Annotated in this window: 10 protein-coding genes and 1 pseudogene; 5 read left to right on the top strand and 6 right to left on the bottom strand. The window is 49.9% G+C overall.

Translation table 11 applies throughout. The features are described from left to right. Positions 1-183 precede the first annotated feature (183 nt). On the bottom strand, positions 184-276 hold the full coding sequence (locus P4D80_RS05665) for a cytochrome b6-f complex subunit PetL (protein ID WP_421657963.1): 93 nt from the start codon (positions 274-276) through the stop codon (positions 184-186). A gap of 113 nt (positions 277-389) precedes the next feature. Between P4D80_RS05665 and aroB the strand changes: the two genes are divergently transcribed. Together aroB and P4D80_RS05655 are read left to right on the top strand one after the other, a co-directional pair. Next, positions 390-1,490, top strand: a complete 1,101-nt coding sequence (gene aroB, locus P4D80_RS05660) for a 3-dehydroquinate synthase (protein ID WP_421657961.1) — start codon at positions 390-392, stop codon at positions 1,488-1,490. Between the two features lie 37 nt (positions 1,491-1,527). Next, positions 1,528-2,367, top strand: coding sequence for a GNAT family N-acetyltransferase (locus tag P4D80_RS05655; protein WP_421657960.1), 840 nt, complete (start codon positions 1,528-1,530; stop codon positions 2,365-2,367). Positions 2,368-2,584: 217 nt separating this feature from the next. On the opposite strand, the gene P4D80_RS05650 is transcribed toward P4D80_RS05655, so the two are convergent. After that, a complete protein-coding gene (locus P4D80_RS05650) occupies positions 2,585-2,989 on the bottom strand; it encodes a hypothetical protein (RefSeq protein ID WP_421657959.1) in 405 nt (134 codons plus the stop codon). Between the two features lie 224 nt (positions 2,990-3,213). Next, positions 3,214-4,605: an LCP family protein gene (locus P4D80_RS05645; protein ID WP_421657958.1), complete on the bottom strand. Its 1,392-nt coding sequence runs from the start codon at positions 4,603-4,605 to the stop codon at positions 3,214-3,216. Between the two features lie 406 nt (positions 4,606-5,011). On the opposite strand from P4D80_RS05645, the gene P4D80_RS05640 reads away from it, so the two are divergent. Together P4D80_RS05640 and P4D80_RS05635 are read left to right on the top strand one after the other, a co-directional pair. Further along, positions 5,012-7,450, top strand: coding sequence for a tetratricopeptide repeat protein (locus P4D80_RS05640; RefSeq protein WP_421657956.1), 2,439 nt, complete (start codon positions 5,012-5,014; stop codon positions 7,448-7,450). Between the two features lie 109 nt (positions 7,451-7,559). Continuing rightward, positions 7,560-8,051, top strand: a complete 492-nt coding sequence (locus tag P4D80_RS05635) for a peptidoglycan-binding domain-containing protein (RefSeq protein WP_421657954.1) — start codon at positions 7,560-7,562, stop codon at positions 8,049-8,051. On the opposite strand, the gene P4D80_RS05630 is transcribed toward P4D80_RS05635, so the two are convergent. From P4D80_RS05630 to P4D80_RS05620, 3 genes are all read right to left on the bottom strand, one after another. Continuing rightward, a complete protein-coding gene (locus tag P4D80_RS05630) occupies positions 8,048-9,025 on the bottom strand; it encodes a HEAT repeat domain-containing protein (protein WP_421657953.1) in 978 nt (325 codons plus the stop codon). The genes P4D80_RS05635 and P4D80_RS05630 overlap by 4 nt on opposite strands. Before the next feature lie 164 nt (positions 9,026-9,189). Then, the gene (asnS, locus tag P4D80_RS05625; RefSeq protein WP_421657951.1) at positions 9,190-10,578 is read right to left on the bottom strand and encodes an asparagine--tRNA ligase; all 1,389 of its coding nucleotides are present in this window, start codon (positions 10,576-10,578) and stop codon (positions 9,190-9,192) included. Between the two features lie 461 nt (positions 10,579-11,039). Further along, positions 11,040-11,444 carry a VOC family protein gene (locus P4D80_RS05620; protein ID WP_421659490.1) on the bottom strand — a complete coding sequence of 135 codons (405 nt, stop codon included), beginning with the start codon at positions 11,442-11,444 and terminating at the stop codon, positions 11,040-11,042. A 241-nt stretch (positions 11,445-11,685) separates the two neighbouring features. Here P4D80_RS05620 and P4D80_RS05615 point away from each other — a divergent pair. Then, positions 11,686-11,856: pseudogene (locus P4D80_RS05615) on the top strand (DUF3574 domain-containing protein); the annotation flags it as partial. Positions 11,857-12,175: the final 319 nt, after the last annotated feature.

Below are 12,175 nucleotides of genomic sequence, written 5' to 3'. Positions count from 1 at the left end.
CCCTGCATCCTGTTCTGAACCTAGTGGCTACGGCTATAAATTGTTAAACAGGGCTTATGTATTTTGCCAAAACTTGAGAGGTTTAAGTGCCAATGTGGAGCACAAGGTACAGTTTTAGATTAGTACAGTTTTAGGTTACAACCTCCGAGGTTTGCGTCAGCTCTATTTGAACCTTTCACAAAGCTAAATAATCTTGGCAACTCGCAAACCAAAATATAAACCCAGTGCTACACCCGTCGCAGCTCCTAAAAGCAAGAAGTAAGAAATTACTGCCATTGATACATCTCCACTAGACCTAACAGAACTATACAAAAGTATGGCACTCGTAGTGAAGTAGGATTGGTAAAAGAGTGCCCCATCCCCTGTATAACAACTAAGCAACTGCCTCTATGACCTCCATCATTCCCGTCAACCTTCCCCAATCTGCGTACAATATCATGATTGCCCCTGGTAGCCTGGATAGTCTGGGTCCTGAGATGCAATCCTTGAATCTGGGTAAGCATGTGGTGGTGGTATCAAATCCAGGTATTTTTCGGCATTTTGGGGAACGGGCGATCGTATCACTCAAGCAAGCTGGCTTTACGGTTTCAAGCTGCATTTTGCCAGCCGGGGAGCGCTACAAAACTCTTTCTACCCTGCAAAAGATCTTTGATGCAGCTCTAGAAAATCGGTTGGAGCGGTCTTCTACCCTGGTAGCCCTGGGCGGTGGTGTCATTGGCGATATGACTGGTTTTGCAGCAGCCTCCTGGCTGCGAGGTATCAATGTGGTGCAGGTTCCCACTTCACTGCTGGCGATGATTGATGCAGCGATCGGGGGCAAAACAGGCGTTAACCATCCCAAAGGTAAAAATCTGATTGGGGCTTTTCACCAACCGCGCCTGGTATTGATTGATCCAGAGGTGCTGCAAACTCTACCTCCACGAGAGTTTCGGGCGGCAATGGCAGAGGTAATCAAATATGGTGTAATTTGGGATGCCCAACTGTTTGAGCAGCTAGAAGCCGCAAAACGGCTGGAACGACTGTCTTACCTGGGCAAAGATTTACTGCAAGAAATTCTTGTGCGATCCTGTCAGGCAAAAGCCCACATCGTTAGCAAAGACGAGAAGGAAGCTGGGTTACGGGCAATTTTGAACTATGGGCATACAATTGGCCATGCGGTGGAAAGCCTGATGGGTTATAAGGGGGTGAATCATGGGGAGGCGGTGGCGATTGGGATGGTTGCTGCCGGGCAAATTGCGGTTGAGCTTAACTTTTGGGATCAATCTGCGAGCGATCGCCAGTTCACCTTGATTCAAAAATCTGGTCTCCCCACTCGAATACCCGCAGGGCTAGATATTGAAGAGATGCTAGTCGCCCTCCAATCCGACAAGAAAGTGAAATCGGGACAGGTCCGCTTCATCCTCCCGACCCAAATTGGGGCTGCAACTGTGACAAACCAGGTTCCCCCTGATCTCATCCGTCGGGTATCAAGACAAATGCAGGCAGCTTAGTCAAGCTTCAATCCATTCTCAGGTTACGTAAAGCCTCATGGGATTTTTAATTCGGCAAATGCAGTTTTCAGATCTGGAAATTGCTGTTTCCTGGGCCGCTCAAGAAGGTTGGAACCCAGGTCTGTATGATGTTGCCAGTTTTTATGTAACCGATCCAAAGGGTTTCTTGATGGGCGAACTGGATGGTGAACCTGTCTCCTGTATTTCTGCGATCGCCTACGATGAGGCGTTTGGATTTATCGGCTTCTACATCGTTCGGCCTGAGTTTCGGGGTAGGGGGTATGGGTGGCAAACCTGGCAACGGGGAATGCAATATTTGGGCGATCGCAATATTGGCCTGGATGGAGTCCTTGCTCAACAAGAAAACTACCGCAAATCAGGATTTTCCCTTGCCTATCGAAATATTCGCTACCAGGGTTCGTTCCCCCAGCTTCAAGAAAGAGCTACCAGGTTGCTGAGTGCGTCAGATGTTTCTTTTCAAGAGCTTCTGGAGTTCGACTCCCAGTTTTTTCCAGTTCCACGCCCATCTTTTCTAAAAGCCTGGATTGCCCAACCTGCTTCAATTTCCCTCTTAAAGCAGGAGGATCATCATCTAGTCGGCTTTGGCGTTATTCGCCCCTGCTGGGTTGGCTGGAAAATTGGCCCCCTCTTTGCTCTGGATGAAACTACGGCTGATGAACTGTTTCGTGCTCTGGTTGCCTACACAAACGGGGCAACCTGCTTTCTGGATATTCCAGAACCCAACTCCGCCGCGCTTAACCTGGTCAATACCCATCTCATGACCCCTGTATTTGAGACAGCCCGCATGTACACCAAGGAACCGCCTGATCGTCTGCTCAAAGGGATTTTTGGTGTGACGACTTTTGAGTTGGGGTAGAAGTGGATGGGTATGGAGTGAGGTGGGGGGGATGGGGAGATAGGGGGATAGGGGGAGGTTTCTCTACGAGACGGTTCTAGAAATGGGGTTCTGGCTCCTTGAAACCCTGATTCCCTCGACTCCCTTTCCAGGATTGCCACAAAAAATTTGACAAACCCTTCTCCACTCCATCCCCCCATCCCCCCTCTCACACCTGACTTGACTAACAACTAACAATTCAACCTAAAAGCTTTAACACCTCTGCATGCATGGAAGCAATTTCTGGGTCACGCTGGATGGCCTGATGATATCGTTGTTCAGACGGGGTGCCTGCTTGCAGGGAGTGGAGGAGCGATCGCCCATCGTCCAGCAACGCATTGGCCGTGCTAAGCGTCATGGGCTCCTTTGCACTCATGGCTTCATCAATCTGAACAATGTATTGGGAGATGGGACGCAACCAGTTGAACCACTCATGCCCAATCACCAGTTGAAAAAATTCTCCCCTGGATTGAACAGGACCATTGAATCGCTCATACTCTACCCGTTCAGACTCCAGCAGAGCCTTGTGGAGCTGAAGCAGCAATCCCCGCAGTTCGCGCAGATGTTGGAATGTGGCTTTTGACGGTAGGCGATTTGAAGACATGAGGCAGGAATTTCAATCAACACTTTTCTCATGTTGTCACACCATTTTGGATTTTGGTCTGGTGATTTTGGATTGGCTAAGGCAGGGCGTTCTACCCCATTGGCTAAGCAAGGGCTGGTTTGGCACTTAACAGCACCCATAAACAAGCAAGAGCGATCGCGAATGCCATCATCAAAAGTCGTAAAAGCAAATTTCTAAGAGGTTTGGGTAGAGCCATGATGGATTCATTGTTGCTTTCCCTGGCCTGTTACCCAATCATCTCCTACCCGAACTGTCAGATCCGATTCCAGGTCACCCGTTGAATCTGCTTCAATGATACCCAGGCCAAGGAGTTGCTTAAGTTCTTCCGCCCCGTTCAAATCGCCCTGTTGAACAACGATCTGGGTTTGACGCTGGCGATCGGCCCATTCAGGCGCAATGAACAGGTTATAGAAACCAAGCTTTGCCAGATGTTGCCGCATCTGATAGGCTGCATCGGGGTTGCTGGAGGCATTTTGAATTGCAATTCGGAGAGAACTGGCTGAACGCTGATCAGCAGCGGTGACATCCACTGGCTCCACATCAAAGTATTGCTGCATGACACGATCGCGCCCCACCGGGTCTATTATCCAATAACTGGCAACGTACTCGTTAGGCGAGCTAAACCGCCCCGGCAACATCACCATCTTAAAATTACCCTGACTTAAATTACGCCCTGCCCCTACCAGAGCCAGCATTTCTTCCATCGTCAGGTTCGTGTCAACGTACTTCTGCATCGAAGCAACCAGGGAAGGCAAGCGAGGAATTACCATTGGACTGGTGATTTGCTTAAGCAGAGCTTTGAGAAGAATTTGCTGCCGTTGAACTCGTCCAATATCTCCCAAATCATCATAGCGGAAACGAGCAAATTGCTCTGCCTGGTTACCGTTCAGGATTTTCCGGCCTTTAGTGAGATTGATCTTTAGCTTCTGAGTCTTGTCCTCATACACCATATCACGAGGAACGTAGACCTCAACCCCACCCAGGAGATCCACCAGTTCACGGAATGCATCGGTGCTAACTCGCACATAGCGGTCAACCTGGACACCATTGAGCAAACGGCTGACCGTTGTTGCAGCTAGTTGGGGACCACCCCGCACATTGGCATCATTAATCTTGGTAACGCCAACACCCGGAATTTCAACCTGGGTATCGCGGGGAATGGAGAGCAACTTCACTGTATCGTCAGCCGGGTCAACCCGAACTAGTAACATCGTGTCGCTGCGGCCCTCAAAAATCTTTTCAGATCCTTCAGGGGCATCTAGAACCCGATCAATCCCCATCACGAGGATATTGACGGGGCGGGCAACTTGATATTGAAACCCGATTTGCCAGAGGCTTTCTAGAGTTTGTCCTTCTTTCTGATTAGATGCCAAGCCGGTTGGAAGGGGAATGAGCATCGCACCTGCCAGTCCCAGGGTGGCTGAAGCAGCGGCAGCGAAAGTTAACATGACTCCACGGAAAACCCAGTCAGCGAACGATCGTGACGGAGCAGGCGGAGCAACCACCGGAGGAGAAGTCACAGAAGAATGCTGGCGATTAAATTGACCGGGAACAGTAGGCGATTGACCTTTTGTACGGCTCTCGATTTGTGTCACTTCCTCAGATACCTCTTGACTGCGTTCGGAATACTACAGCCCGTCTACCCGGCTTACGGACTAAACTCCAGGCGATTATAGCGTAAAGGGGTAAACTGCCCCGTTTATAGTGGACGGAAATCGATCTTCCATCGTCGCCACTATACCGGGATCATCATCATCAAAACTCCAATCCCTGGGTGACAGATTTCCTGATTCCCTTATAAAGGGGATGAAGAAGGAAAAAGGAAAGCCCCCTGCGGCTTGTGCGAATGATTTCTTTCGCCTGTGCCAATTTTTCATTCTGGATGGCTAACCTGGATCTATTCAAGATCAGAGGTTAGTAGAAGTCACCATCCCTGCGGTAGAACGCGATCGCCCCTGCGATCTCATCAACCTTTATACAAATCAGCGGTCTGAGGCATCTGTGAAACGTAACTGGCTGAATATCACGGAGTATCTACTACTAATTGGCACAGGAGTTGGTTCGGTTGCGGCAGCCATTGCCATTCAACCCCTGCTGTTTACGGCAGCGCCGATGTCCGCTCTGCTCCTCTTGAATTTAATCAATCGCCGTCGGGGAGACGCTGCCACCCGTGAAGAAGCGGCTACATCCGCCGTCCAGCTTGACCAAAAATTTTCAACCGATATTGCGGCTTTGCAACAGCAGGTCCAGGTGTTACCCAACTTTTTAGATCTGGCCAGTTTGCGGAAATCGGTGCTGGCAAAAAGCGAAGAAAACCTGGAAAAGCTAACCCAGGAAATTAACCAGATTAAACGAGAGATTACCAAACCTGAATGGCGCTTGCTGCGTCAGGAGATGCGCCAGCTCCAGGAACAGTATGCCAGTGTGGCAGATACCCTGGGCGGCATTACCAACCAGCTGCATCGGATGAGTGCCGCCAACCGGGTTGATGGTCTGGAAGATGCGATCGCCCAGCTAAAATCTGAGCTATCCCAACTGCGGGTCAACCTGCAAAACCTCAGTAACGAACAAAAACTCAATAGCAACCGCGTTCTACAGGAACAAATCGACCATCTCAACCGCCGCCTCAACAAACTCCCCACTCCCTTCGACGCCAGTTCCCTTAAGCAGGATGTCGACTCGCTTGTCAAAATGATGGGCGACATGGTTTCTCGCCACGAACTGGCAAAAATTACGGCCCAGGTCGAAAAGCTATCCCAGCAGAGCGAATCCTTTGAACAATCACTCACACCACTCAAGGTCGCCACTGCCATCCTGAAAAAGCAGCTTGACACGCTCACAACCAAGGTTAATGTGGGAGAACAGGTTTCTGATAAATTGCTGGAAAATTCCATCCTTCAGCCGCAGGCATCGCTGCTTGAAAACCTGAGGGCAACTGTGGCTGGCCTGGAGCAACGTTTGAACCAACTTCCAGTCAATGCTGACCTGTCTATCCTGCGTAACGAAATGCAGGGAATTGTTTCCAACCAGTTAGGTCCCCTACAACAGCAATTAACCGCTGTCCAGCAACTGACTCAAAGTATTGACCGGCAGCAGAAAACCCTGCGTGAGTGGGTTAACCGTCTCCCCCAGGTTCTGGATACCACCGCCCTGCAAAATGAGGTGAAGTACCTGGCTGCCCGAGTCGAATGGGCAGAAAACAGTGCGCTGGATGTGCAGGCACAGGTGGAAGCCACTATCAAGAGCCAGTTGGGAGATGTGACTCAGCAATTGCAGGCAAACCAGCCAGGTAGCCAGTATGAACTGATTTTTGATGTTAAAGGGGGAGGTGCGACTCAGGGGTTTAGTCGAACCGTTTTAGAGGAAGCACTGGATAAAGCTCAGGCACGGCTGATTGTCGTGTATCCCTTCCCCACACCAGAAACCCTGAACAGCACCATCATCCAGAAGTTTCAGGCATTCCTAAATCGGAAAGGCTGTCTGGATATTGGCTGGGGGCACCTGGGTGATGTTACCAGCCAGCATTTTCCGCGCTCAATTGATCGCCGCCGCAGTCTGGAGGTTCAGGAGAAGGGGTTTCTCTATGACACCCTCAACCAACTCACTCAATTGAAACGGCAATATCCTGACCAGTTCCGATTTAAAGTGTTGGGAACCAGTGAAAACTTCCTGGTATGCGATCGCAGCTTTGCCATTCTGGGTGCCCAATCAGTTGCTACAGCCAGCGTGGTCTTTCCCCAGGCGGCTGTAGGTTTACGCACCAATGATCCAGAGGTGATTCAAGGACTGGTTGGTCGTTTTGATGATCCCGTCCTTGACCCCAACGACGCCACGGCCTACTTCAACCGGGCTGCAACCCGCTACGACCTGGGCGATCGCGCAGGAGCCATTGCCGACTACACAGAAGTTCTGCGCATCCATCCCAGCGATAGCATTGCTTATAACAATCGGGGACTGGCTCGCTACGATCTGGGCGATCGCCAGGGGGCGATTGAGGATTTCACTTCAGCCGTGCAACATGATTCTCAAAACTACGTAGCTTATTGCAATCGGGGCTTTCTCCGTTCAGAAATGGGAGATAAATTGGGAGCGATCGAGGACTATACCAGAGCAATTCAAGCGAATCCCGACTACTCCACCGCCTATTTCTACCGGGGACTCGCCCGCACCCGGATGCAGAACAAGCTGGGAGCCATTCAAGACTATACGGAAGTAATTCGCCTCAATCCACAAGACGCCACTGCCTACTTCTATCGAGGGCTTGCCAGCATTAAGCTCGGTCATCACCTGGATGCAACCAAAGACCTGCGTCAGGCAGCACAGCTCTTTTCTGACCAAGGCGACACTGCCAACTATCAACAAACCCTCCGCACGCTCAAAAAACTGCATAAAACGCTAGTGATTGCCGGGGCGAATGAACCCGTTGCGAATGGAGCGTGATGTTGTATCACCCATTTGGATGAGCCTGCCTGGGGAGGTTGATGCTGTGTCAGGCGAAGTAGGTTAGAGGTATCAGAAATACGGATGAAATCCCATAAGGGGGATCGAAATGTTCCCTTCGGCTGATACTGATTTGCGTAATTCAAAAGTGACTGCTGACTTGAAATTTAATAAGCCAGTTTTGCAGAAAGGTTGCAGGAAACTTGAAGTCCTGGAATTAAGGAAATTACTGGCTCATTGGAATATTTACACGGGCTCTTGCTCCCACATTTTCGATGAATTGTTAGAGGATGCTGTCAGGAAGTTTCAACGCCAGGTCTTTTTAAAAGAGGATGGAATCGTTGGTTCTTTGACCTGGCAAGCCCTGTATACAGGATCTCCCATTAATATGCCTGAACTAAGGATAGGGGCCTCCGGAGACGAAGTGACGCAACTTCAGCTTGCTCTTAAAGCGGCGGGGCTTGAACCTGGCATTGTAGACGGCGTTTTTGGTCCACTGACAGAGAAGGCAGTACGGAATTTTCAACGGCGTAAGGGATTGGTTGTGGATGGAATGGTTGGTCTCTCCACCTGGCGAGCTTTAAGCAAAGTTTGCCGTTAGCCCTCTTTCCGTAGCTCCTTGAGTGCCTGTTGTAAACCAGCCTCTCCTCGTTCTTCAACACTTTTGCAAACCTTTTGCCACAGAATTTCATCCTGCTGGTAAATACTGAGAGCAGCGATCGCGTCCTTCGCATCCCTGCTCCTTCCCTCTGCAATCAGTGCCAGCAGAAATTCTAAAGCGTCTTCATAGCGAAGCAGGGCGATCGCCAGCAGCCCCGCTCGGCGTAGTTCTGCCTGGTTAGTTCGCTCCCACCAGCGTTGTAAAATCTCAAAAGCCTCCCGTAAACGGGATTCACCCAAGGCCAGCGCTGCTATCTCCTGGATCTGCTCCTCCGGTGAAGCAAGAAAACCAGCAATCAAAGAGACGGATTGGGAGGGGGCAAGTTTCAAAAGAGCGGCAAAGCACTCTGACAGAACTTGTGGTTCCTTATCGCCAATGCGAACTTTCAATCGAAGCAGCGGAACCCCTTGAGTATTTTCGCTGTAAGCGATCGCCCGTGCAGCGGCTACCCGTGCAGGCGGCTCTGAATCTGCAAGTAAGTCAGCTAACTCCACCATCACGTCCGGATAGTTCATCCCCACCAGACCCAGCGCACAAATCCCCCGCAGGTTAACAGCTGTATCCTGCCTTCCACCCCAGACAGGTTCCATTTGCACATGCCGAATACCTCGCAGAAAGAGATGTTCTTCGCCGTAATTCAGCCGGTAAAGTGTCTCAGCGATTCTAAACTTGGCATGGCAGTTCGCATCTGTTTCAACGGGTTTCACCATAAATTGGTCAAAGGTGGCAATCAGGTCTGGTACCAATGAGTAAATTTCTGCATCCCCCACAATCCTGGCAGCCTGCGCAACTGCTATTGAATAACGGCTTTTAATGACTTGGCGGAGAGTGGCGATCGCCGCTTCTGAAGTTGGGTCATTCCGAACGGTTCCCAACAACTCCAGTGTTTCCTCCAGCTTCGATGACTTTGGCATGTCACAAAGAATCCTGGGGTAAGTAATAATCAAATGAATCGCATATACTACCGCTAGTGGAATTGGTTATCAACGATTAGCTGTTGACTGTTAGCTCCTTTTAGCTCACTCCCTAACTTCTAAGCTCCTGGCTTCTGGCCTCAAGTCTATCTTCAACCAATGCTCTAAAACTCCACTTCCTGGGGTGCCCGTGGAAACGGAATGACATCCCGAATATTGCCCATCCCCGTCATAAACTGCACCAGGCGCTCAAACCCAAGCCCAAAACCAGCATGGGGCACCGTACCATAGCGGCGTAAATCGAGATACCACCAGTAGGGCCTGGAATCGAGCCCAACATCCTGAATCCGTTTCTCCAAAACATCCAATCGCTCTTCCCGTTGCGAGCCCCCAATAATCTCGCCAATCTTGGGAGCGAGAATGTCCATTGCTGAAACTGTTTTGCCGCCATCATCCAGGCGCATGTAAAAGGCTTTAATTTGGGCGGGGTAATTCGTCACGATCACAGGCTTCTTGAAGTGTTCCTCAGCCAGATACCGCTCGTGTTCCGATTGCATGTCTACCCCCCATTCCACCGGGTATTCAAACGTTTTGCCCGATTTTTCCAGAATGGTAATGGCCTCCGTATAGGTCACCCGCGCAAATTCGTTGTTAATGATATTGTCAGCCGTTGCCAGCACAGAATTGTCGATCCGCTGGTTAAAAAAGTCCATATCTTCCGGGCAGTGCTCCAGCACGTACTTAAAGATGTGCTTCAGGAAAGCTTCTGCCAGATCCATATCTCCTTCCAGGTCACAGAAGGCCATCTCTGGCTCCACCATCCAAAACTCTGCCAGGTGGCGGGAGGTGTTGGAATTTTCTGCCCGGAAGGTGGGGCCAAAGGTATAGACATTACTGAACGCCATGGCCATAATCTCGGCTTCCAGTTGGCCACTAACGGTCAGGTAGGCCTGTTTGCCAAAAAAGTCTTTGCCATAATCCACGGTTTTGTCTTCCGTCAGCGGCACATTGTTCAGATCAAAGCTGGTGACCGTAAACATTTCCCCGGCCCCTTCACAGTCGCTGGCGCTGATAATCGGCGTGTGTACCCAGATGAAGCCCCGTTCCTGAAAAAACTGATGGATGGCAGTAGCAGCGGCGTTGCGAACCCGAAAAACAGCTCCTAAGGTATTGGTGCGCGATCGCAGATGGGCGATTTCTCGCAAAAACTCAAAGGAGTGACGCTTCTTTTGCAGGGGATAGGTTTCTGGATCAGCTTCTCCATAAACTGTGATGGATTCTGCCTTTAGCTCAATCCGTTGACCCTTTGCAGGAGACTCAACCAGTGTGCCTGAAATTTCTACCGATGCGCCTGTGTTCACCCGCTTGATGGCCTCCGCGTATCCCGGCACGGTTTGATTTACCACAACCTGCAACCCGGCCAAGGAAGAACCATCGTTCACTTCCACAAAGCTGAATTCTTTCTGCTCGCGTTTTGTGCGAACCCAACCCTGAATGGTCACGGTTTGATTGGGTTGCCCATTGCGAAGAATATCAAGAATACGTCGAGACATGGGAAATAGAGGAAACACGATAATTTACGCTGAACTTGAGTGTAGCGCTGTTTGTGCAGGAAAGGGTGGCAGGTGATGATTCAGGGGTGAGAGCGCACTGGTTGGCGCATCAGTCATACAGTTTCCTCCAAACTTGCTAAAGATCTTTTTCATTGGGTTCCTCCTGTCATGGTATCTGCCAGGTAGATTTCGAGGCGATCAAAACACTGGTAATGTTCTAGACATGGGGATCGATAAAGTTAAACAGCCCGCCCAAACTCGTAGCGATTGATGAACAATCCAATCACGATGTCATGCAGCCATATTGCCTGAGTCGCTCAAGGTTGTCCTTCATAGCTTTAAGCTGTTCGGGCGAGTGCCCCTGCCAATTCGTGACGTCGCCCGTATGCTGTTCGGTGTGGTGTTGCACGATGTTGTGCATTGTTATTCCATAGTTTGCGTTCTCAATAAGTTGGTGAAGGTCATCCGTTTGCCGCTCGCTCAATCTCGGATATGTCAATCTTTACCATTTTCATCATTGCTTCCTGCACTCGTCGCGCGCGTTCCGTGTCGCGATCATTGAGTAATTCGATCATCCGAGTCGGAACAATCTGCCAGAAAAGCCCCCAACGATCCTTAATCCAGCCGCAGGCGACTTCTGATCCGCCGTCGGCAAGGGCAGCCCAAAGTCGATCAACCTCAGACTGATTTTCACAGTAGATCTGGAACGACACAGCTTCAGTGAAAGGAAACTGCGGGCCGCCATTAAGCCCCATATACTTCATCCCGGCCAGCGTGAATTCGACGGTCAACACTATACCGGCAGGCCCGCTCGGTGTGTCAGCCGGGGACTTTAAGACACGGTCGATTCGTGAATCGGGAAATATAGAACTGCGCCGCTTCCTCTGCGTCGCCGTTAAACCACAAACAAGGAACGATTTTTTGCATAGCGTTCACCTAAATTAGAAGAGATAACAATGGCATTGACTTGTACAATCGATGCGATCGCATTATTCTTTGCTATCTTGTTGCGATTCCTGTGTCTGTAACGCTTGTAGATATTTGTCCAGGCGATCGAAACTGTGTTCCCAGAATTGGCGATAGTGTTCCAGCCAGTCTGCAGGGACGTTAGTGAAAGAGCAATCGAAGGTAGTTAGCTTCGTCATTGAAGACACGGTTAAAAATGAAGCCGCGATCAACCAAATTGTTCAGAAATACATTAATCGATTCCAGCAAGAGAGCGTCCTGATTGTGGTCGATGAGGATATACAGACAAACTCCTCTCGATATCGAGCATAATCGCTCTAGAAAATGTCTCGTATCAAAATCAGACTTGCTTAATCAAACATAAACTGGAGTTTCATTATGACTGAATTTGACCTAAGTAGCTAAGCGCAATTAAATTAAGGATAATTTCGGGGGTGGAGGGGGTGAAACCCCTTACCTGAGGGCGCAGCCCCCACTCCCCCCTTCACAAATTTAATTATGATAGCAATTTGATTGTTAAATGCGACAGATCAAGGATTTTGAGAAGCCAGAAGCCAGGAGCCAGAATAAATCTGACTTCTGGCTTCTAGCTTCTTCCATTAAGGCATCTGTCGTCAAAATTGTTTAAACC

The organism is Leptothermofonsia sp. ETS-13, assembly GCF_049200465.1.
Classification (GTDB): Bacteria; Cyanobacteriota; Cyanobacteriia; order Leptolyngbyales; family Leptolyngbyaceae; genus Leptothermofonsia.
This window is presented reverse-complemented; position numbering and strand designations above follow the sequence as displayed.